General features: G+C 70.9%; 13 protein-coding genes (1 of these 13 cut by a window edge). 10 read left to right on the forward strand and 3 right to left on the reverse strand.

What is annotated here, in order from left to right; translation table 11 throughout:
* From QQM67_RS04035 to QQM67_RS04045, 3 genes are all read left to right on the forward strand, one after another.
* Positions 1–6,219: the 3' portion of an SDR family NAD(P)-dependent oxidoreductase gene (locus QQM67_RS04035; protein ID WP_314172114.1), read on the forward strand. 216 nt of this gene lie to the left of the window's left edge; the window shows 6,219 of its 6,435 coding nt (coding positions 217–6,435); its start codon lies off the left edge, out of view; its stop codon occupies positions 6,217–6,219.
* Positions 6,219–8,636, forward strand: coding sequence for an ACP S-malonyltransferase (gene fabD, locus QQM67_RS04040; RefSeq protein WP_314172115.1), 2,418 nt, complete (start codon positions 6,219–6,221; stop codon positions 8,634–8,636). Before QQM67_RS04035 ends, fabD begins: the two co-directional genes overlap by 1 nt.
* A gap of 96 nt (positions 8,637–8,732) precedes the next feature.
* Positions 8,733–9,977, forward strand: coding sequence for a cytochrome P450 (locus QQM67_RS04045; RefSeq protein WP_314172116.1), 1,245 nt, complete (start codon positions 8,733–8,735; stop codon positions 9,975–9,977).
* A 118-nt stretch (positions 9,978–10,095) separates the two neighbouring features.
* Here the strand turns inward: QQM67_RS04045 and QQM67_RS04050 are convergent, their stop codons facing one another.
* Together QQM67_RS04050 and QQM67_RS04055 are read right to left on the reverse strand one after the other, a co-directional pair.
* A complete protein-coding gene (locus QQM67_RS04050; RefSeq protein WP_314172117.1) occupies positions 10,096–10,860 on the reverse strand; it encodes a 4'-phosphopantetheinyl transferase family protein in 765 nt (254 codons plus the stop codon).
* Positions 10,857–11,765 (reverse strand): metallophosphoesterase family protein, encoded by a 909-nt coding sequence (locus tag QQM67_RS04055; RefSeq protein ID WP_314172118.1) that lies wholly within the window; start codon positions 11,763–11,765, stop codon positions 10,857–10,859. Before QQM67_RS04055 ends, QQM67_RS04050 begins: the two co-directional genes overlap by 4 nt.
* A gap of 275 nt (positions 11,766–12,040) precedes the next feature.
* Here QQM67_RS04055 and QQM67_RS04060 point away from each other — a divergent pair, with 275 nt between their 5' ends.
* The 3 genes from QQM67_RS04060 (at position 12,041) to QQM67_RS04070 (ending at position 15,185) form a co-directional block, all read left to right on the forward strand.
* Positions 12,041–12,493 carry a nitroreductase family deazaflavin-dependent oxidoreductase gene (locus QQM67_RS04060; RefSeq protein WP_314172119.1) on the forward strand — a complete coding sequence of 151 codons (453 nt, stop codon included), beginning with the start codon at positions 12,041–12,043 and terminating at the stop codon, positions 12,491–12,493.
* A 210-nt stretch (positions 12,494–12,703) separates the two neighbouring features.
* Entirely contained in the window at positions 12,704–14,284 is a 1,581-nt protein-coding gene (locus QQM67_RS04065) for a serine/threonine-protein kinase (RefSeq protein WP_314172120.1), read from the forward strand.
* A 172-nt stretch (positions 14,285–14,456) separates the two neighbouring features.
* The gene (locus tag QQM67_RS04070) at positions 14,457–15,185 is read left to right on the forward strand and encodes a GPP34 family phosphoprotein (protein WP_314172121.1); all 729 of its coding nucleotides are present in this window, start codon (positions 14,457–14,459) and stop codon (positions 15,183–15,185) included.
* 187 nt (positions 15,186–15,372) lie between these two features.
* Here QQM67_RS04070 and QQM67_RS04075 read toward each other — a convergent pair whose 3' ends face one another.
* Positions 15,373–16,473 carry an NAD(P)/FAD-dependent oxidoreductase gene (locus tag QQM67_RS04075; protein ID WP_314172122.1) on the reverse strand — a complete coding sequence of 367 codons (1,101 nt, stop codon included), beginning with the start codon at positions 16,471–16,473 and terminating at the stop codon, positions 15,373–15,375.
* 299 nt (positions 16,474–16,772) lie between these two features.
* Here QQM67_RS04075 and QQM67_RS04080 point away from each other — a divergent pair, with 299 nt between their 5' ends.
* From QQM67_RS04080 to QQM67_RS04095, 4 genes are all read left to right on the forward strand, one after another.
* Complete coding sequence (locus tag QQM67_RS04080; RefSeq protein ID WP_314172245.1) at positions 16,773–18,674, forward strand: ABC transporter ATP-binding protein; 1,902 nt, start codon at positions 16,773–16,775, stop codon at positions 18,672–18,674.
* 76 nt (positions 18,675–18,750) lie between these two features.
* Positions 18,751–20,346, forward strand: coding sequence for an ABC transporter substrate-binding protein (locus QQM67_RS04085; protein ID WP_314172123.1), 1,596 nt, complete (start codon positions 18,751–18,753; stop codon positions 20,344–20,346).
* Positions 20,325–21,281 carry an ABC transporter permease gene (locus QQM67_RS04090; RefSeq protein WP_314172124.1) on the forward strand — a complete coding sequence of 319 codons (957 nt, stop codon included), beginning with the start codon at positions 20,325–20,327 and terminating at the stop codon, positions 21,279–21,281. Before QQM67_RS04085 ends, QQM67_RS04090 begins: the two co-directional genes overlap by 22 nt.
* Positions 21,278–22,123, forward strand: a complete 846-nt coding sequence (locus QQM67_RS04095) for an ABC transporter permease (RefSeq protein WP_314172125.1) — start codon at positions 21,278–21,280, stop codon at positions 22,121–22,123. The genes QQM67_RS04090 and QQM67_RS04095 overlap by 4 nt, the downstream gene beginning before the upstream one ends.
* The last annotated feature ends 62 nt before the right edge of the window (positions 22,124–22,185 follow it).

A 22,185-nucleotide genomic window follows, 5' to 3' on the forward strand; every position in this document is an offset into this window, starting at 1 on the left:
GCCCGTGACGAGGCGCTCCGCGAGCGCGTGTGCGACGTGGTGACGCGCGCCGTCAGCGAGCTGCTGAAGGTGAGCCCCGCGGACCTGGACGTCGACGTCGAACTCAACGAGTACGGGCTGGACTCGATCGTCATGAGCCAGCTCGTCAATCTCGTGAACGACGAACTGGGGCTGGAGCTCGCGCCCACCGTCCTCTTCGAGCACCCCGACCTTCGGGCGTTCAGCGCCCATCTCGCCCGGGAGCACCGGTCCTCGCTCGCCGCCCGCCTGCTCGGCGCGGACGCGGGGACCGCCGCCGCTTCCGCAGAACCTCCGGCCCGGCCCTTGGACGTCGCTGATCCGGCGGCGGCGCCGTCCGGGGCCGGGCCGGAGCCCGCGCAACTCGCCCCGCACGCGGGCCGTTTCCTTACCGCTCCGGCCGCTCCGGCCGCTCCGGCCGCGGCCGGGGGAGTGGGAGACGCGAGCCCGGCGTACGACACCGGGAGCCCCGAGGTCTCCCGGGCTCCCGAGGTTCCCGGAGACCTCCCGGAAGACGCCGTCGCCGTGATCGGCATGAGCGGCCGCTTCCCGGGCGCCGAGGACATCGACGAGTTCTGGGAGAACCTGCGTGAGGGGCGGGACTGCATCCGGGAGGTGCCGCCGGACCGCTGGGACTGGCGCGAGTACGACGGCGACCCGGTTCAGGACCCGGGCCGCACGAACGTCAGACACGGCGGATTCATCGACGGCGTCGCCGACTTCGACCCGCTCTTCTTCGGCATCGCGCCGAAGGAGGCCGTCCATATGGACCCGCAGCAGCGGCTGTTGATGCTCTACGTCTGGAAGGCCCTTGAGGACGCGGGTCATTCGGCGGACAGCCTCGCCGGAACCGATCTCGCGCTCTTCGTCGGGACGAACGACACCGGCTACAGCGCCCTTTCGGAACGGTGCGGACGGTCCGACACCGTCTCGCCCACAGGGGGCGTCCCCTCGCTCGGCCCGAACCGGATGAGCTTCTTCCTCGACGTGCACGGCCCGAGCGAGCCCGTCGAGACGGCCTGTTCGAGTTCTCTCGTGGCAATTCACCGGGGGGTCACGGCGATCGCCCGCGCGGAATGCGAAACCGCCGTGGTCGGCGGAGTGAACACCATCGTCGTTCCCGACGGTCACATCAGCTTCTCCCGGGCTGGGATGTTGAGTGTGGATGGTCGGTGTAAGACGTTTTCGGTGGGGGCGGATGGTTATGGGCGTGGTGAGGGGGTGGGGATTTTGGTGTTGAAGGGTTTGTCGGCGGCGGTGCGTGATGGTGATCATGTGTATGGGGTGGTGCGTTCGTCGGCGGTGAATCATGGGGGTCGTGCGAATTCTTTGACGGCGCCGAATCCTCGTGCTCAGGCGGATTTGGTGGTGCGTGCGTGGGAGCGTGCGGGTGTTGATCCGCGGTCGGTGGGTTATGTGGAGGCGCATGGTACGGGGACGGGGTTGGGTGATCCGGTTGAGGTGAACGGGTTGCGGGCGGCGTTTTCGCGGTTGTATGCGGATTGGGGGGTTGAGGAGTCGGAGGGTCCGGGGGCTCATATCGGTCTGGGTTCGGTGAAGACGAATATCGGGCATTTGGAGTTGGCGTCCGGTGTTGCGGGTGTGGTGAAGGTGTTGTTGCAGATGCGGCACCGGATGTTGGTGGGGAGTCTGCATTGTGAGTCGGTGAATCCGTATGTGCGGTTGGAGGGTTCTCCGTTCCGGCTTGTGCGGGAGTGTGAGCCGTGGGTGGCGGTGCGGGATTCGCAGGGGCGGGAGTTGCCGCGTCGGGCGGGGGTGAGTTCCTTCGGTTTCGGTGGTGCGAATGCGCATGTGGTGCTGGAGGAGTACCGTCCTCCGGCCGAATCCCGGCCTGCCGGCCGTCCGGGGCCGGCGCCGTCCGCCGACACCCGCCCCCTCGCCGTACTCCTCTCCGCACGCGAACCCGAGACGCTGCGCGCACGCGCGCGGCAACTCCTCGACTGGCTCGACAAGGAGGGCGCCTCCGAGGCCGAACTGCCGCGCATCTCCTACACGCTTCAGGTCGGCCGCGTCGCCATGGAGGAGCGCCTGGCCTGCGTCACGGAGTCGGTGTCCGAACTGCGCGCCCAGCTGCGGGGGTTCCTCGACGGCGGTTCGCCGCAGGGCGTACGCACCGGCCGTGCCGAACGGCGGAGCATCTGGAACGACCTCGTGGACGACGAGGACATCACGGCCGCCATCGGGAACTGGATGGCCAAGGGCAAGCTCGACCGGCTGCTGAAACTCTGGGTCGCCGGCGCAGAGTTCGACTGGCGGCGGCTGTGGGGCGAGCATCCGCCGCAGCGCATTCCGCTGCCCGCCTACCCCTTCCGGCTCCAGCGCTACTGGATCGCCGACGGCGCACGGCCGGGGGCGCCGGCGCCTCGACCAGGGCCGCTTCCCATGGCCGTGGCCGGGGCCGAGACCGCGCCGACCGCTGCTCCGGAAACGGCCGACACTGCGTACAGCCGGCTCCTGAGCGGGGACGAGTACTTCCTGCGCGACCACCGCGTCCAGGGCGTGCCCACACTGCCCGGCACCGCCTGTCTTGAACTGGTCCACGAGGCGTTCGCACGTGCGGGGACCGCCGGGCTCGCCGGGCCCGCCGCGCGGCTCCGGCTGCGGGACGTCATGTGGCTGCGGCAGCTCCAGGTGACGTCGCCGCGCACCGTCGGCGTGACCGTGGACCCCGCGGACGGCGCGTATGAAGTCCACGCGGGCGAGGGCGTGGAGCGCGAGATCTACGCACGAGGCACTGTCGCGGCCGGCACCGATGCCCCGACCCGCGACCGGCCCGGTGACAGCGTCGGCACCGACGGCCCGACGGGGCCGCCCGTACCTCCTCATGACATCCCCGCCCTGCTCGCGAGCCGCCCGCACCGGCTCGAGGGCGACCAGTGCTACGACCGTTTCGAGGCGATGGGCCTCGGCTACGGCCCGGCGCTGCGTGCCATGGAGACGCTGCACTACGGCGCGGACGCGGCCCTGGCCCGTCTGGTGCTGCCGGAGGCGGCGGCAGAGGGCCAGAGGCTCAACCCGGCGATGCTGGACGCGGCGCTCCAGACCGCCCTCGGCGTACTGCTCGGCGAACAGTCCGAGGCGGCCGGCGCGGAGGCTGGGCCGGGCACACCGGACACGGACGGCACGCCCGCCGCGAGCGGAGTCGCCGCGCTGCCGTTCGCCGTTCGCGAGGTGCAGATCCTCGCCCCCACCCCGGCCGAGGGCTGGGCCGTGGCACGCCCCTCGGAGGGCGATCGGCCCGGTGGCACCGTGCGCACCCTCGACATCGATCTGTGCGGCACGTCCGGCGAAGTCTGCGTGCGCTTCCGGGGGTTCAGCACCCGTACCGTCCCCGACGGCGGACTGCGGCAGCCGCCCGCGGCACCGCCCGTGCTGATGATCGAGCCCGCATGGAGCGAGGCCGAGGCGGTGGCCGTGGCGGCCACTCCGGCCGGGCGCCGCGTCGTACTGTGCGAGCTGCCCGGCGCCGACGTGGCCGCCCTGACCGAAGCGCTGACCGCCTCCCCGGGTGATTCTCTGAACGAATCCCCCGGCGAATCGCCGGGCAGTGCCTGCGAGTTGTGGCAGGCGGAGGGCGACATCGCCGCCCGCTACACCGAATACGCCTGCCGCCTGCTGGAGTTGATCCAGGAGGAGGCCGGCGACCCGGCCGGCGGCACGCGTCTCGTCCAGCTGGTGACGCCGTCCGGGGCACCGTGGCTCGGCGGCCTGAGCGGCATGCTGCGCACCGCGCGTCAGGAACACCCCGGCCTGCTCATCCAGTGGATAGAGGTCGACGGCGGGGGCACCAGCGGGGCCGAAGACGAGGGCCACGCCGAGTCCGACGGGGAGGGCCGCACCGCGGCCTCCGTGGACATGGCCCAACTGGCCGCCCTGCTGCGCGGAGACGGCGCCGACCCGGCCGAGATCGGCGTACGTCACGGCGGCGGACGCCGGAGGGTCTCGCGCTGGCGTGAGACGCCCCCGCCCGCGCCCCGCGTCCCCTGGCGCGACGCAGGGGTGTACCTCTTCACCGGCGGCTCCGGCGGACTCGCCGCGCTGTTCGCCAAGGACGTCGCCCGGCGCGTCCAGCGGCCCACGCTGATTCTCTGCGGCCGCAGCGAGGAAGGCCCACGGCAGCGTGAACTCCTCGCGGAGTTGGGCGCCTTGGGAGCCGCGGCGGAGTACCGCGTCCTCGACGTCTCCGACGCCGGGGCGGTGGCTGCCGCCGTCGACGGCGTGGTCGCCGAACACGGCGCGCTGCACGGCGTCGTACACGCGGCAGGGGTGCTGCGCGACGGCTTCATCGCACGCAAGAGCGCGGACGAGCTGCGGAAGGTGTTCGCCGCGAAGGTCGCCGGGCTGCGCAACCTCGACGAGGCCGCCGCCCGCGTGGAGTTGGACTTCCTGATCGCCTTCTCCTCGATGGCCGCCTTCGGCAACGTCGGCCAGGCCGACTACGCCGCCGCCAACGCCTTCATGGACGGCTACGCCCACCACCGCGAAGCGCTGCGGGCACGGGGCGAACGCCATGGCCGCACCCTCTCGGTCGGCTGGCCGCTGTGGGAGGAGGGCGGTATGCGCGGCGGCGCGCGGACCGAGGCCCTGCTCCGGGACGTGGGCATGCGCCCCATGCGGGAGGAGGCCGGGCTCGACGCGCTGTACCGGGCTTGGGCCTGCGGGCTCCCGTCCGTCCTGGTGCTGGAGGGCGACCACGAGCGGATGCGTGCCCGGTTGCTGCCGGAGACGCCCAAGCTGCCCAAGCGGCCCGAGTGGTTCGAGCAGTCCAAGTCACCTGGGGCGGCGGCGAGTTCACGAGACGAGCAGCGGTACGCGGCGGACGCCGCGTCCGTACCGGAGGCGTCCGGTGCCGGCGTCACCGCGCGCGTCACCGCCCTCATGGCGGACCTGCTGGAGATCGACGCGGCGTCCCTGCGGCCCGATGTGCCGCTGCGCGAGTACGGGCTGGACTCGATCTTCCTCACCCAGTTCCTCGGCAAGGCACGCAAGGAGTTCGATCCCACGCTGACGCTCGACGTCATCGCGGGCTGCGAGACGCTCCAGGAGCTCATCGCGGAGATCGAACGCGCCGTGCGGCCTGGGCACGGGCACGCACCGGAGCCGGAGAAGGCCCAGAGGAAGGAGCCGAAGGAGGAGAGGCCGAAGGAGGAGAGGCCGGAGAAGGAGGAGGCGCGGCCCGTGGCCGGTCCCGGCCCGGAGCCGGCACCCGCCGTGCGCCCCGTGGCCAAGTCGCCTGAGGAATTCCCCGAGTTGATCCCCATGAACGCGGTGCGGGAGGGCCGCCCGGTCTTCTGGGTCCACCACGGCAACGGCGGCGTCGAGTCGTACGCGCCCGTCGCCGAACGCTGCGAACGGCCCTTCTACGGCATCCAGCCCAGGGGCTGGACGGGCTCCGAGGAGATCCTCACCGGCCAGGAGGCCATGGCCGCGTACTACGTGGACATCATCCGGGCCGTACAGCCGGAGGGCCCCTACGACATCGGCGGCTTCTCGCTCGGCGGCCTCTTCGCCTACGAGGTGGTCCGCCAACTACAGCTCCAGGGCGCGACGGTGGACTCCCTGGTGATGCTGGACACCCTGGACGCGTCGTCGACCAACCTCGCCAACTCCCTGATGACGGGCGGCAGCCGCGACGCCGACGTGGTCTCCAGGGTGAGCGCCTTCCGCGCGGTCAATCTGATGCTGGGCAACAACAGCCTCGACGCCCAGGGCGGCGGGTCCGCGGTCCTGCACCGGGACGAGGTCGACACCTCACTCGACCCCGAAGCCTTCCTCGACGCCCTCGTCGAGGCCGCCGTCGCCCGCGGCATCCACAAGACTCCGGGGCAACTGCGCTCGCGGGTACGGCAGTTGGCGCGCTACTTCGAAGCGGTGCACGGAGAGACGCACCAGGTGCACCCGCTGCCCAGGCGCGACGACGTGCGCTGTTACTACCTGCGCAACGCCGGAGGCCGGTTCTTCGGCCCCTTCGAGGAGTACATGGTGCTCTACCCCGACGCCGGCCTTCCGGCGGTGGACGGCACCGCGTACTGGCGCGAATGGGCGGACGGCATCGACGACTTCTTCGTCGTCGACGTCGACACGGAGACGCACGCACAGGTGATGACGGAGCCCGCCGCACTGAAGAAGGTGCTGCGCCTCTGCGACCGGCTGTACGCGGCCGAGCGGGGAGGCCGGTGATGGAGGCGGTCGTATTCCCCGGACAGGGGGCACAGGCGCGCGGGATGGGCCGTGAACTCTTCGACGCCTTCCCCGAGTTGACCGAGCGGGCCTCCGGCGTCCTCGGCTACTCCGTGCGCGAGCTGTGCGCGGAGGACCCGCGGCGGCTGCTGCGCAGCACCGAGTACACCCAGCCCGCGCTCTTCGTCGTCGGTACGCTCGCCCACCTCAAGTGGCAGGAGGAGACGGGGCGTTCGGCCGCGTACTTCGCCGGGCACAGCGTGGGGGAGTACTGCGCGCTGCACGCGGCCGGAGCCTTCGGCTTCGAGACCGGGCTGCGTCTGGTGCAGCGTCGCGGAGCCCTCATGTCGCAGGCGGAGGGCGGCGGCATGGCGGCCGTACTCGGCCTGGACACGTGGGAGTTGACGCAGCTGCTGGGGCAGAACGGCTTCGGCGGGCTCACCCTCGCCAACGACAACGCCCCCGCTCAGCAGGTGATCTCCGGAGCCGCGGACGACATCGGCGCCGTAGAGGCGTTCCTGAACCAGCGCGGTGTGCGCTGTGTGCGGCTCAACGTCTCGGGGGCCTTCCACTCGCCGCTGATGCGGCCCGCGCAGGAGGCGTTCGGGGAGTACGTGCGCGGCTTCTCGCTCGGCGACCCGGCGACACCCGTGATCTCCAACGTCACCGCACGTGCCTATCCGCGGGGCGGCACGGCGGATCTGCTCGTACGGCAGATCTCCAGCCCCGTGCGCTGGGCCGAGAGCGTGCGCCACCTGCTGGACCTGGGCGTGGGGGAGTTCACCGAACTCGGCGGCAGCGTGGTGGCGAAGCTGATCCGGCAGATCCGCGACGCGCACCGCCCGGCCCCGCCGCCCTCGCTGGCGCCGCCACCGGCGTCCTCCGTACGGCCGTCCGGTGCGCTCGCGCCTCCCGCCGCCCGTGCAACGTCCGCCACCGACACGGCAGTCGGGACAGAGACGCCGGCGACCGCGGCAGCGGCCCCGGCCTCCCGGCCCGCCCCCGAGGTCCCGGTCACCGGAGCCGGGACGCTCGGCAGTGCGGTCTTCCGCAGGCGGCTCGGGCTCCAGTACTCCTATGCGGCGGGCGGCATGTACCGGGGCATCGCCTCACCGGCCATGGTGGTACGCCTCGCACGCGGCGGCATGCTCGGCTTCCTCGGCACCGGCGGCCTGCCGCTCGCCGCGGTCGAGGAGAACATCGCCCAGGTGCGGCGCGAGCTGCGTGCCGGAGAGCCGTTCGGGGTCAACTTCCTCGCCGACCACGACGATCCGGCGGCAGAGCGCCGCTTCGCGGAGATGCTGCTGCGCAACGGCGTGGACGTCGTCGAGGCGGCGGCCTTCATCCAGATGACCCCGGCGCTCGTGCTCTACCGGGCCCGCGGCATGCGGCGCGCGCCGGACGGAACGCCGGAGTGCGGCCACCGCGTCCTCGCGAAGGTCTCCCGCCCCGAGGTCGCCCGTGCCTTCATGGCTCCACCACCGGAGAAGGCGGTCGCGGAACTCCTCCGCGAAGGCGCGATCACCGAGGAGCAGGCCGGTCTCGTACGGCAGGTCCCGATGAGCCACGACATCACCGTCGAGGCCGACTCGGGCGGCCACACCGACGGGGGCATCTCCACCGTCATGCTGCCCGCGATGCTCGGGCTGCGCCGCGAGGCCCAGCGCACGCACGGCTACCGGGAGCCGCTCTGCATGGGGCTCGCGGGCGGCCTCGGCACGCCGGAGGCGGTCGCCGCGGCCTTCATGCTGGGTGCCGACTACGTGCTGACGGGGTCCGTCAACCAGTGCACCGTCGAGTCGGGCACCAGCGACGCCGTCAAGGACATGCTCCAGCAGATCGACATCCAGGACACGGGCTACGCACCCGCAGGCGACATGTTCGAGATGGGCGCCAGGGTCCAGGTGCTGCGCAAGGGCGTGTTCTTCCCCACCCGTGCCGACAAGCTGTACTCGCTGTACCAGCACTACGACGGGCTCCACGAACTCCCCGCGAAGACAAGGGCGTTGCTGGAGAGGTCGTACTTCCACCGCACCCTCGACGAGGTCTGGACAGAGGTGTGCGACCACTACCGCGCGAAGGGCGAGCCCGACGTCACCGAGAAGGCGGAGCGGCAGCCGAAGTCGAAGATGGCGCTGGTCTTCCGCTGGTACTTCGCGTACTCCGCCCGGCTGGCCCTCACCGGCCAGACCGGCGACAGGGTCAACTTCCAGGTGCACACCGGGCCCGCGCTGGGCGCCTTCAACCAGTGGGTCAAGGGCACCGCGTGCGAGTCGTGGCGGGCCCGGCACGCCGACGCCATCGGCCTGATGCTCCTGGAGGGCGCCGCCGAACACGTCGCCGCCGCCTTCGAGTCGTGGGGCGAGACCTCCCGCTTCACCGCCGCACCGATCCGGACGGTCGCCGCCGGCACCTGAACGGAACCCCGGACCCGAGCCCGCAACACCGCACGAGCAGCAGTAGCCGCAACACCACCGGAAACGGCGCCGCACACGGCGCCATGAGGGGACACCATGAGCACGCAACTCACCGACGGCATCGACGAGATCGTGTCGGAGATCTTCCAGTCCGCGGCGGGGAAGAAGAACCCGTACCCGCTGTACGGGCGCCTCCACGAGCAGGGTCAGGTACACCGCTCCGCACAACTCGGCTGGGTGGCGACGGGCTACGAGGTCGCGAGCGCCGCACTGCGCGACCCCCGCGTCATCAAGGGCCCCGAGCAGATACAGCCCGGCCGCCCCGACCCCGCGGAGCACTCCGCGGAGGCCCTTCTCCAGGGCACCATGCACCGGCTCGACCCGCCGGACCACACCCGGCTGCGCCGCCTCGTCAACGGCGCCTTTACGCCCCGCAGCGTCGCCGCGCTGGAGCCGGCCATCCAGGAGCTGATCGACGACCTGATCAAGCCGGCCGTCAGGAAGGCGCAGTCCGGCGAGCCGGTGGACATGATGAGCGGGTTCGCCTTCCCGCTCTCCGTGGCGGTGATCGGCCGGATGCTCGGCGTTCCGGCGTCCGACTGGCACCGCTTCCACGACGTCGTGCTCGACCTGTCCTCCATGGTCGAACTCGGCTTCGTCGGCGACGAGTTGCCGAAGGCCGACGCCGCCGCGGACGAACTCATCGCGTACTTCCGCAAGCTCGGGGCCGACCGCATGCGCCAGCCCGCCGACGATCTGACGTCAACCCTCGCCAACGCGACCGAGGCCGGTGACCGGCTCACCGAGCAGGAGCTCGTCACCATGTTGATCCTGCTCTTCATGGCCGGGTTCGAGACCACGACTCACTCCATGGGCAACGGCATGTTCGCGCTGCTGGAGAACCCGGACCAGATGCGGTGGCTGCGCGAGAATCCCGAGGCGATGCCGGGCGCCGTCGAGGAGCTGATCCGCTACGACTCCCCGGTGCAGTTCATCACCGGCTACACCAAGGAGCCGGTCGTTCTCGCGGACGGCACCGCCGTGCCCGCCGACGAGTATCTGTTCCTGATGATCGGGGCCGCCAACCGCGACCCCCGCGTCTTCACCGACCCCGACCGGCTGCGGCTCGACCGGAGCGAGTCGGCGGCGATGAGCTTCGGCGGCGGAATCCACTACTGCCTCGGAGCGGGACTGGCCCGGCTGGAGATCCGCAAGCTCTTCACGTCGCTGCTCGGCCGCTTCTCGAACATCGAGCTGGCCGAGGCCGATCCGGAACGCCGCAGCGGGCTCGCCCTGCGCGGCTACGCCCGGATCCCCATGTGGCTCACCCCGGCCGGGTAGCGAGCGAGCCGTAGGCCGTACGCGTATGTGCCCCGCTCTGTCAGGGAGGAGCGGGGCACATTCGTACGTCGGGGATGGGGAGCAGGGGAGCAGACGGGGACTCGGCCGTCCCGTCGCCCTACCTGCCGCGGCCCGTGCCCGCGCTCGTGTCCGTCTCCGTCCCCGTGTCGGTGCCCGTCCCCGTGTCGGCGCCCGTCCCCGCGCCCGGGTCCGTACGCCGCGCGCCGAGGAAGACAGCGGTCACGAGCAGCCCCCGCTCCGCCGCCCAGCGCCCGGTCATGCCGCGCAGCGGCTCGCCGTTCACGTCGGGACCCTCGACCAACAGCTGCGCGGAGAAGGTTCCCCGGGCCGCGTCGATGGCGATCTCGGCCTCGGAGAAGTCGAGTTCGCGTGCCGCGAGCGGGTACCAGACCTTGAAGACGCTCTCCTTCGCGCTGAACAGCAGGCGCTCCCAGCACACTTCGGGACGCGACCGCGCCAGCGCCCGCAGATGCTCGCGCTCCCCGGGCAGGGAGATCACGTCCAGCACGCCCTCCGGCAGCGGCCCGTCGGGCTCCGCGTCGATGCCGACGCCGGCCGCGTCGGCGGCCCGGGTGACGGCCGCCGCCCGGTATCCGTCGCAGTGCGTCATGCTGCCGACGACCCCCTCCGGCCACCGCGGAGCGCCCCGGTGCCCGGGCACCAGCGGCTGGGGCGGCAATCCCAGCCGCCCGAGCGCGCGCCGCGCGCACGCCCGTACGTCCGCGAACTCGCGCTGCCGCTTGGCCACGGCCTTCGACACGACGGCCGCCTCCTCAGGGAAGAGGCCGTGGTACGTGCTGCCGTCGCCGTTCCCGAACGTCTCCTCGGTGTGCACCGCGCCGGGCAACAGGCCGCGGATCACCGGGAGTTCCCGCTGGAGCGCGGCGCCCGAGCCCCGGGCCCCGCCGCCGGCGCTCCCGGAGCGGGCGGGGCTTCCGGCGACGGCATGGGAAGGATCTGCCGCAGTCGTCTGCGCGGTTCGCGGCCGCGCCACTCGCGCGGATAGCCGACGGAGACCTCCTCGAAGCGGACCCCGTCGTACCAGGTGACCCTGGGGATGTGCAGATGCCCGTACACGACGGTGACGGCGTTGAACCGCGTGTGCCAGTCGGCTGTCAGCTCGGTGCCGCACCACTGGGCGAAGTCCGGGTAGCGCAGCACCCGCGTCGGCGCGCGCACCAGCGGGAAATGGTTGACGAGCACGGTGCGTTCGTCCGGCGCGAGGGCGGCCAGCCGCTCCTCGGTCCGCGCGACGCGCGCCCTGCACCATTCGTCCCGCCCGGCATGGGGATCGGGGTGCAGCAGATACTCGTCCGTGCACACGACGCCCGCCTTATGGGCCAGCCGCAGCGACTCCTCCTTGGTGTGCGCACCGGGCACCCGGAACGAGTAGTCGTAGAGCACGAACAGCGGCACCACGGTGACCGGCCCGCCCTCGCCCCGCCACACCGGATACGGGTCCTCGGGCGTCACGACCCCCAGGCCCCGGCACAGCTCGACCAGGTGCTCGTAGCGCTTCTCGCCGCGCAGCTCGCACAAGTCCGCGGGGTGCGTCCACAGTTCGTGGTTCCCGGGCACCCAGATCACCTTGGCGAACCGCCCGCTCAGCAGCCGCAGCGCCCACTCGACGTCCTCGTACCGCTCGGCCACGTCCCCCGCGACGACGAGCCAGTCCCCCTCGGACTCGGGCACCAACTCGTCGGTGATCGCCCGGTTCTCCGGATAGGCGACGTGCAGATCACTGACGGCGTACAGCTTCCCCGCCACACCAACCCTTCCTCACGCCCTGAGCAGCGCCCCTGGCCGACCGGACCGCCTCCGCGAGGCCCCCGCCGGGCTTCGAACCCTACCGGCGGGGGTCGGGCCCCGTACCGTGATCTTGCCATCACTCCGTCCGGCGGCCGCCGTCGGTCAAGGCGCCCGTACGGGCCGGGACGCATGCCCGCCTCATCGCCTCCCCGGCAGCGCGTCGAGGATGATTCCGGGCGGTGCCTGTGTTCAACTGCGCCACACAATCCGTACGCGACGATCGGATGCACGCGATGCCACTTGAGGGCGAGTACGAACCGAGTCCGGCGCAGTGGGTGCGCGAACAGGTAGAGGAGTATGAGAGTTCGGGCGGCACGCGCGGGACGACGCTCCGGGACACGGGCCTGCCCGTCGTCATTCTCACGACGCGCGGCGCGAAAAGCGGCAAGATCCGCAAGACCCCGCTGATGCGCGTGGAGCACGAGGGGCGGTACGCGGTCGTTGCCTCCAAGGGCGGCTCCCCGCGACACCCGGTCTGGTACTTCAACCTCATGTCCGACCCGCATGTGGAGCTCCAGGACGGCGCCGAGCGCCAGGACATGACGGCCCGTGAGGTCACCGGAGACGAGAGGGCCGAGTGGTGGGAGCGCGCGGTCGCCGCGTACCCGCCGTACGCGGAGTACCAGGAGAAGACCGACCGCATCATCCCCGTCTTCGTGCTGGAGCCCGCGCCCTCGGCAAGCTAGGCGGGCCATCGTCGAGTACGAGGGACTGATGGCGAACTCGCCGCGCACGTCCGCCGGTTGGATGCCCGTTCGTCCGGGTGACCGGAGCGGGCGACTGGAACCGATGAGCGGAACCGATGCGTCGTCAGACAGCGAGATCGGTCAGGCGAGACAGGCGAGAGACGCACGGCGCAGCACACGAGGTCCGAGGCGGGGCCAGGGAGGAGTCCGATGGAGCCGCTGGGAGCCGGGGACCCGCGGACCGTCGGCCCCTACCGGCTGACGTCCCGCCTCGGATCGGGCGGCATGGGCCGGGTGTTCCTCGGCGAGTCTCCCGCGGGGCGGCGCGTCGCGGTGAAGCTCATCCGGGAGGACCTCGCGTCGTCCCCCGGCTTCCGCGAGCGGTTCCGGCGCGAGGCCAAGCTCGCGATGCGGGCGGGCGGCTTCTGGGCCGCGCAGGTCGTCGACGCGGACCCGGACGCCGCCGTGCCGTGGATCGCGAGCCAGTACGTCGACGGCCCCTCGCTCGCCGAACGCGTCACGCGCCGCGGCCCGTTGGACGAGCGGGAAGTGCGCAGGCTCGGCAGCGGACTGGCCGAGGCGCTCGCCTCGTTCCACAAGGCCGGCCTCGTCCACCGCGACCTCAAGCCCTCCAACATCCTGCTCCTCGACGACGGCCCACGAGTCATCGACTTCGGCGTCTCCAAGGCCCTGGAACCCCTTGAGATCTCCGGCGAGGCCGACCTGACGAGGACCGGGACCATCCTGGGCACGCCCGGCTTCATGGCGCCCGAGCAGGCGCTCGGCCGGTCGGCTGGCCCGCCCGCGGACGTCTTCTCCCTCGGCTCGCTGCTCGTCTACGCCGCCACCGGGGCCGGGCCGTTCGGTGACGGGCCCTCACACGCTTTGCTGTTCCGGATCGTGTACGAGGCGCCCGACTTCGGCGGACTGCCGTACGGGCTGCGGGAGTTGGCCACGGACTGCCTGCGGAAGACGCCGGAGGAGCGCCCCGCGGCAGAGGCGCTCGTCACTCGATTCGCGAACCGGCGTCCGGCGCCCGTGCCCGATCCGCGCGTGGCTCTGACGGACGCGGGGGCGGAGGCGCAGACGGACGCGCAGACAGGCGCGGAGACGGGCCCGACGACGAGGGGTCCGGGTCCGCACCCGGACGGCGAGGCCACCACCGGTCCGGATCAAGGGACTTCGGAGGCAGACGGGGGCGCGGCGGAGACGACCCGGCCCCGGGCGCCCCGCCGCCTCTGGAAGCGGCGCGCCGTAGAGCCGGCGGCGGAAGCGCCGGGCCGCGACGGCTTCGCGGTGGAGGAGTGGGGCCCCAAGGTCTTCTGGCGCCGCATGGCGCGGCCGATCGGGTTCGCGTTGGTGATCGACGCCATCCTGTTGAACGTGGCGGCCAACTCCGACGTCCTTCAGGTCATGTCGCTGTACGTGCTCGCCGTCACGCTGCTGTCCGTGCTGTACGGACTGAAGGTCTCGCTGCCGCTCCTGCTGTCGAGGGCGCTGCGCGTGGACGGGGACGGCCTCTCCGCTCAGCGCGGCCGCCACACACTCACGGTGCCCTGGCGGGACATCACGTCCGTCGCGCTGACCCGGGAGAAGAACGGCCGAGGGCTCGCCGTGACGGCGACCCTGGCCGAAGGGGCGCAGACCCAGGTGCCCGGCCCGCTGCGTTCCGGCGAGGGCACGGTGAAGTGCGCCGTCCCCTCGCCGTTCAAGAAGAAGGCGAAGGCACGTGCGCAGGGCCTCGAATCGGCGCTGCGCAGCTACGCGGGCAGTCGCTACCGGACGCCGTAACCGACGATTCGCCGAACGATCCCGGCCGCGCGGGGAGTTGACGTCCACCCGGCGGCGGGCGCAGCAGAGCCGCGGAGACCACTGCCCGGAGATGGGAGAGGGCCGGGTCCCGATTCGAGCTGGAAGACACCGACTGACCGCCGGAAACGAAGGATCGGGAAGAGAGCGCCACATGGCCGTGCCTGCACCGCGGCAGTTGTCCCTGCCGGAGGAGTTCGTCCTGCTCTCGCACCTGCCCTCCGGCAAGGTGCACGGCACCGCCCGCGCCGCGATCGGGTGCGCGGCGGCCGAGGTGGGCGAACTCGCGCTGCGCCGCAAGCTGTTGCTCCGTACCCGGAAGTTTCGCAAGCTCGGCTTCGACATCTACCGGACGCACGGCGTCGAGATCGAGCTGCTCGACACCGGTCCCACGGGCCTGGCCTGGGCGGACGAGTCGCTGTCCGAACTGCGGCGGCGCTGTTCCGCTTCCGGCAACGGCCGTTGCAAGCTCCTGCCGTGGTTACGGCACCGCCATGGGGCGTTCTCGCTGCACCGGGACGCCCTCGCCGGCCGCGGCGCACTGATCCCCACGTCCGGAGGGATCGCGGGCCTCTTCGGCGCTAAGCAACGCCACCACCCCCACCCCGAGTTGCACGGCGCGCTCGTCGCGGAGCTCCGCGCCGCCGGTGCCGAGCACGCCCGCATCGACGAGCACATGCTGTTCCTGCGCGACATCGTCGAGACGGTCCGGCTGGGCAAGGAGCTGGGTGTCCCGGCGAGCATGCGCGACAGACTGGACCGCGCTCGCGGCATCGGCGGCGTGGAGCTCGTCCCCGAAGAGCTGCGGGACACCAGCGCGGCGCTCATCTCGCTGGTGCCGTCGCACGACAACGACACGAGGTACCGCCGCCCCCGGGTCTGACGGCCGGTTTCGGCATCAGCGCAGGAGTACCGGTCGGCGTGCCTCGCGGTCCGTCAGCGCGTCGGGCGGCCCCCAGCGCGTGGGGGCCGCCGGTCGAAGGCGTTTCCGTGATGCGGTGCGTACTTCCGCGGCGCCGCGTCCGCAGATCGTTTCGGCATGCCGCGGGGTCTGACGGCGGCCAAGGTCGTCAGACCGTGACGATCCGCTCCGGGCGGAACGTCGCCAGCCGTGAGTCGCGTTCGTCGTTAGCGATCTCCAGCGCCGCGAGCCTGCCGAGCAGCGGCCCCATCGTTCCGGCGCTGTGCGTGACGAGCAGATAGAGACCGGGCCGCCCGGGCACCTCGCCGACGACCGGGTGGTCGTCGCCGGGGATCGAGCGGTAGGCGACGCGGGCTCCCTCGATGGCGACCCCTTCGAGACCGGGCAGATACCTGACCGCCCGGGCGAGGATCTCCTTGCCGATGTCCGGGACGGGGTCGACGACCCCGTCGATGGGCACGGCGTCGTCGAACTCGCTCGTACGCGCCATGACCCGACCGGAGCCGTCGGGCCGGAAGTTGACGTCCGGGGTGTGCACCATCGCGTTGAGCACGACGGGCGCCGGCCCCGTGTAGATGTTGAAGCCGAGGCTCGGAGCCATGGGAAAGTCGACGCCCGCCGTCTTGACGAGCTCGTCGGACCAGCGCCCGGTGCAGATCGCCACCACGTCGCCGTCGACCGTCGTACCGTCCACGAGCGTTACGCCCGTGATCCGTTCGCCCTCGGTGACCAGGGACGCCACCCTCGTATTCGTGTGGATCGCCGCCCCGTTCGCGGCGGCGCCGTGCGCCAGCACACCGGTGAGCTGCGTGAGGTCGGCCAGGCCCTCCCACGGGTAGTAGACGACCTGCGTGACGTCGTCCGGCACCTTGAGGTAGGGCTCGATCTCGGTGATCCGCCGGGGCGAGAGAAGCTCCACCGGGTAGCCCCACGAGCGCAGGCGCTCGACGTCCGCTCGCACCTGCTCGTCCTTGTCCGGGGCGGTCCACTTGAGGTTGCCGCTCGCGTGATACCACGGCGCGTGCCCGAACTCCCGGGCCAGCGTGGCGTATTCGGCCATGCCGTCGACGTTGAGCGCGTGGTACTCGAAGGGCTCCTTGCCGCCGGAGTTCAGCCAGCCGGCACCCACCGCCGACGTCCCCCCGCCGAGCCGTCCGGCCTCGAACAGCTCGACCTCCGCTCCCTCGGTCGTGAGGCGGTAGGCGAGTGCTGTGCCGAGTATGCCGCCGCCGACGATTACTGCCTTCATCAGTTTTCAGCCTCCTGGGACTGGTCCCCGAACGCGCAGAAGGCGGGTCCAGGAAGGGACGATCACCGGGGAGGTTGTCTCGCCCAGTGATGTAACTAGTTACATCACCTCGGTGCAACTCGGCAAGAGGTCAGCTCAGTTGTGAGGTGCTGGCTTGGGCCCAAGTGTCAAGATTTACCCCGTCTCGGGTAACGCGGAAGTAACGTTTGAGGGCTGAATGAAACTAGTTACACCCAAGTCTTGACGTCTCCTGACCTGGCGTCGCCATGATGACCCGCATGCAACGACAGCCGACGTCCATGGACGTCTCAGGCGGGCTCACCGTTGAACGGAGTTCGGCTTCACAGCGGGCTGAGCCGGTGCTGACAGTGCGTGACCTGACCGTCGAGATCCGGACACAGCAGGGCCTCTCGACGCCGGTCGCGAACCTCAGTTACGAGCTGGCGGCGGGCGAGATTCTCGGAGTGGTGGGCGAGAGCGGCTCTGGCAAATCCATCGGCTCGCTCGCCCTGTGCGGACTGGGGCCATCACAGGCACAGACGACGGGCTCTGTCCAGTTCCGGGGCGAAGAACTTCTCGGGCGCAGATCCGCGAGTCTCCAGCACATCCGGGGGCGGGACATCGGCTACGTGTTTCAGGACCCCCAGGCCGCCCTCAACCCGCTGATGACATGCGGCGACCAGGTCGCCGAGATCCTCCGCGCGCACAAGGGCACACCGCGCGGCCGGGGACGCCGGCGTGCGGCCGAACTCTTCGAGGCCGTGGGGCTGCCGGACCCGGAGCGCCGGGTCCGGCAGTACCCGCACGAGCTGTCCGGCGGCATGCGCCAGCGGGTGATGATCGCCATGGCGGTCTGCTGCGAGCCGTCGGTCATCGTCGCCGACGAACCGACCACCGCTCTGGACGTCGTCATCCAGGCGCAGGTCATCGATCTGCTGCGGGACGTACGGGACCGTACGGGCGCAGCCATGATCTTCATCAGCCACGATCTGAACCTGGTCAGCAGCCTGGCGGACCGGATCCTCGTCATGCACGGCGGCCGGGTCATCGAGAAGGGCCCGACCGCGCAGATCGTCGAGACTCCCAGTCATCCGTACACGAAGGCGCTGCTGGCATCGACGCCCGAGCTGCTGGGGCCGCGGGTCGAACGGTTCGCCGGCGTCGACGAGCGCATCTTCGACGCCATGCGCGCCGAGAACTCCGGTGGGCCCGAGTACGCGGAGGCGGTCGCGGAGCTGCTCGTGGCGGACGAGGCGGCTCCTGAGGGCGCCGTGCCGCTGGTTCCGGCTGCCGGGCCCGAGCGGTCTGACGACGCGGTGCCGCGCGCACCCGTGCCGCCCGCACTCGCGTCGGTGCCGGACGGGCCGGAGGGGCCGGAGAGGCCGGACGTCGGCACCGAGGCCCTGCTCGACGTACGCGACCTGAGCGTGCGGTACGGCTCGACCGGACGCTTCGGCCGCAGGACCGCCGCCGTCGAGGCCGTGGCGGGCGTGAGCCTCTCGGTCGGCAGAGGCCGGATACTCGGCGTGGTCGGCGAGTCGGGCTCGGGCAAGACGACCCTGGCACGCGCGCTCGTCGGCCTGGAACGCCCCAGCGAAGGCACGATCACCTTCGACGGGACACGGGTGTTCCCGTCCCCGGGCCGCGGCCGGTACCAGCCGCCGCGTGCCATCCAGATGGTCTTCCAGGATCCGTACGCCTCGCTCAATCCGCGCATGCGGGTCGTCGACCTCGTGGCCGAGGGGCTCGACATCAACCGCGCCGTACGGACCAAGGCCGAGCGCACGGAACGGGTGGCCGAGCTGCTGACCCGGGTCGGCATCGATCCGGAGCTGCGGCACCGCTACCCGCACCAGTTCTCCGGCGGCCAGCGGCAGCGCATCGCCATCGCCCGCGCCCTCGCGGTCGACCCCGCCCTGCTCGTGTGCGACGAGGCGGTCTCGTCGCTGGACGTCTCCATCCGCGCCCACGTCCTGAACGTGCTGGAGGCGGAGCGGCGGCGATCGGGGCTCCCGATCATCTTCATCGGCCACGACCTCGGCGTTGTCCGCCACCTCGCCGACCACACGGTCGTGATGCACCGCGGCCGGATCGTCGAGCAGGGGCCGACGGAGGACGTGATCTTCCGCCCGCAGAACTCCTACACCCGTCGGCTCGTGGCTGCCAGCCAGTACGGGTTCGAGCAGCGAAAAGCGGGCTGACTTCCGGCGATTACGGCGCCAGGGCCCGCTCGGCGTCTCCACTCATCTCCCATCGCACCCCGAGGAGCGATACACCGTGAACGTCTCTCCACCACCACGTGCGGCCCGCATTCCGGGCCACTGCCGCACCGGTCCCGACCGGCGCCGGTCCCTCACCGCCGCGCTGGGCGTGGCAGTGCTGGCCGCCGGTTCGCTGAGTGCGTGCTCGTTCGGCGGCTCCTCCGCCGAGCGCGCCGAGTGCGGCAACGGCAAGACCCTCACCGTCAATCTGCCCGAGGAGCCGACGAGTCTGGACGGCAACTACGACACCCTGGTCGTGCCGGCCCAGATCAGCGCGAACCTGTACGACGGCCTGTTCACGATGGACGCGAACCGCAAGCCGGTGCCCGACCTGGCCACGAAGTACACCCAGCCCGACCCGACGACCTACAAGATGCAGCTGCGGCGGGGCGTGACGTTCCACGACGGCGACCCCTTCACATCGGCCGACGTCGTCAACACCTTCGACCGCATCAGCAACGACAAGAAGCTCGCCTCGAAGCAGACGTCGTACGTGAGCAACATCGCGTCGGTCACCGCCGACGGCGACCACGCCGTGACGTTCAAGCTCAAGGCTCCCGACACCAGCTTCACCAAGGCCCTTGCCTCGCTGCTGTTCATCACCCCGAAGAAGGCCGTACAGACCGCGGGCAACGCGAAGTTCGCGACGCGTCCGGTCGGCACCGGCCCCTTCAAGTTCGTCGAGTGGGTCAAGGGCGACCACCTCACGATGGACGCCAACTGCCGCTACTGGAAGGGCAAGCCGAAGGTCAGCCGGGTGGTGTGGCGCTTCGTGAGCGAACCCGCCACGGCGCTCGCCTCGCTGGAGAGCGGCAAGACCGACATGGTGCCCTACATCTCGGCGGACCACGCCCGGTCTCTGAAGTCCAAGCCGGACTTCAAGGTCACCTCCGTCCCCGGCGTACGCAACCTGTGGGTCCAGATGAACACCACCAAGGGTGCCGCCCGCGACCGGCGCGTCCGCCTGGCCCTCAACTACGCCATCGACAAGGAGAAGCTCGTCGACGACCTGCTCAAGGGCGGTGCCGAGCGCAGCGGTCAGCCCGCCAGCAAGCCGGTATTCGGCTACGACCCGGACGTCGACCCCTATCCGTACGACCCGGCGAAGGCCAAGAAGCTGCTGAAGCAGGCCGGTTACGGCAGCGGCCTGAGCCTGACGCTCTACAACGACAAGCCGGTGCAGAACCTCGTCTGGCAGGCCGTCGGCGACCAGCTCAAAGCGGTCGGAATCAAGGTCAGGCTCAAGTCCGATCTCAACTACTTCAGCAACACCTTCCTGAAGAACAAGATGGGCGCCAACACCCTTTTCGTGCAGGGATGTTCGAGCCTCACCCTCGACTCCGACTTCTGCATGGGCCTCACCTTCGACTCCAAGAGGCGCGGGCTCTACTACCACTCGCCCGAGACCGACCGGCTCATATCCAAGGCCAGGGGAGAGGCCGACCCGAAGGCGCGCCAGGCGACCTACGGCGAGCTGATGCGGAAGCTGCACGACGCGGCACCGGTCGTCTTCCTCTACTCGACCGTCGACACGTACGCCATGGCCGACGGCGTCAGCTTCACGCCCCGGAGCGACCAGAAGCTCTGGCTGTGGAACGCCGGAAAGAGCTGAAGACGATCATGTTGCCAAAGGTCATACGACGCCTCGCTCACAGCGTTCTGGTGCTGCTCGGGCTGACGGTGGTCGTCTTCGCCCTGCTCAATCTCGGAGGTGATCCGGCGGCGCAGCTGTCGTCGCCGGACGCCACCCCCCAGGAGATCGAGACCTTCCGCCACGAGCACGGCTTCGACCGGCCGCTTCCCCTCCAGTATCTGGAGTGGCTGGGGCGCGCGGTCCAGGGGGATCTGGGGTTCTCCTACCGCCAGGGGGTTCCGGCGCTCGGCGTCGTCCTCGACAGCATGCCCGCGACGCTCACGCTGATCGTCGCGTCACTCGTTGTGGCGTTCCTCGTCGCGATCCCTGCGGGAATCCTCGCCGCCGTACGGCGCGGGTCCCGCTTCGACCGGCTGGTGATCTCCTCGGCGGTCTTCACGCAGTCCCTGCCCACGTTCTGGCTGGGGATCGTGATGATCCTCTTCTTCGCGGTGAACCTGCGGTGGCTGCCGGAGTCCGGGGGCGGGGGACCGGAGTACCTGGTGATGCCGGCCGTCGCACTGGGCGCCTTCCAAGTCGGCACCTACGCCCGCCTGTTGCGCTCCAGCATGGTCGAAGTCCTCGACTCCGAGTTCGTCCGCACGGCGCGCGCCAAGGGCCTGTCGAGCCGCCGGGTGGTGCTGGTGCACGCCCTGAAGAACGCCGCGATCCCGGTGATCACCGTCATCGGCCTCCAGATCGGCGAGCTCTACGGCGGGACCGTCATCACCGAGACGGTCTTCGGCTGGCCGGGCGCGAACCGGCAGGCGGTCCAGAGCATCACCGGCCACGACATGCCCGTGGTACTGGCGTACATCCTCGTCGTCGGAACGCTCGTGCTGCTGACCAACCTCATCGTCGAGGCGCTGTACGGCGTGCTCGACGTCCGTACGCGAGACAAGGCAGTCGCATGAGCGGGGCACGGGCACGCATGCGCCGATGGCTGGTCTTCGTTCCGGTCGCGGGTCTCGCGCTGATCGTCGTCGTGGCGGTCTTCGCGCCCTGGCTGGCGCCGCACGACCCCGCGACGCAGGCCCTCTCCGACCGGCTGCTGCCGCCCGTGTTCGACGGCGGCACCTGGAAGTATCCGCTCGGCACCGACGAACTCGGCCGCGACCTGCTGAGCCGCATCGTGTACGGCGCCAGGGTCTCGATCGTGGTGGGGCTGCTCGCGGTCCTCGTGCGGATGGTGGCCGGCGTCGCGATCGGCCTTGCGGCCGGGTACTTCGGCGGCCCCCTGCGTACGGCCGTCCTGCGCCTCGGCGACGTGCAGATGGCGCTGCCCAGCCTGATCCTCGCGCTCGGCATCATCGCCGCCATCGGCCCCGGGTTCACCAACGTCGTCGTGGTCCTCGGAATCACCGGCTGGATCCTCTACACCCGCCTCGTGGTCGGGCAGGTGCTGCTGATCCGGAACCTCGACTACGTCAACGGGGCACGGCTCCTCGGCGCGAGCCACGCCAGGATCCTGTGGAAACACGTGCTTCCCAACGTCCTGCCCTCCGTCATCGTCTACGCCAGCCTCGACGTCGGAATGATGATGTATATGGAGGCCTCGCTGTCCTTCATCGGCCTCGGAGTCCAGCCGCCGACGCCGTCGTGGGGCGGCATGACCAGCGCCGGACAGGCCCTGCTCGCCAGTCAATGGTGGATCTCCACATCGCCGGGCGCGGCGCTGCTGATCACCCTCGTACTCGTCAACATCGTCGGCGAGCAGATCCGCGATCGACTCGATCCCCGCCTCAAGCGCTACTGACGACGACCGCTCAAGCGCTGCCGGCGACGACCGTCGAGCGCTGCTGACAACGCCCCGTCACG

It is taken from the genome of Streptomyces winkii (genome assembly GCF_032248595.1).
GTDB lineage: Bacteria > Actinomycetota > Actinomycetes > Streptomycetales > Streptomycetaceae > Streptomyces > Streptomyces winkii.

Bases quoted from the DNA above. Each gene is read 5' to 3' on its own strand.
- QQM67_RS04045 (WP_314172116.1), top strand. From the start codon at position 8,733: ATGAGCACGCAACTCACCGACGGCATCGACGAGATCGTGTCGGAGATC.
- QQM67_RS04075 (WP_314172122.1), bottom strand. From the start codon at position 16,473: ATGAAGGCAGTAATCGTCGGCGGCGGCATACTCGGCACAGCACTCGCC.
- QQM67_RS04065 (WP_314172120.1), top strand. From the start codon at position 12,704: ATGGAGCCGCTGGGAGCCGGGGACCCGCGGACCGTCGGCCCCTACCGG.
- QQM67_RS04095 (WP_314172125.1), top strand. From the start codon at position 21,278: ATGAGCGGGGCACGGGCACGCATGCGCCGATGGCTGGTCTTCGTTCCG.
- QQM67_RS04080 (WP_314172245.1), top strand. From the start codon at position 16,773: ATGGACGTCTCAGGCGGGCTCACCGTTGAACGGAGTTCGGCTTCACAG.
- QQM67_RS04060 (WP_314172119.1), top strand. From the start codon at position 12,041: ATGCCACTTGAGGGCGAGTACGAACCGAGTCCGGCGCAGTGGGTGCGC.
- fabD (WP_314172115.1), top strand. From the start codon at position 6,219: ATGGAGGCGGTCGTATTCCCCGGACAGGGGGCACAGGCGCGCGGGATG.
- QQM67_RS04070 (WP_314172121.1), top strand. From the start codon at position 14,457: ATGGCCGTGCCTGCACCGCGGCAGTTGTCCCTGCCGGAGGAGTTCGTC.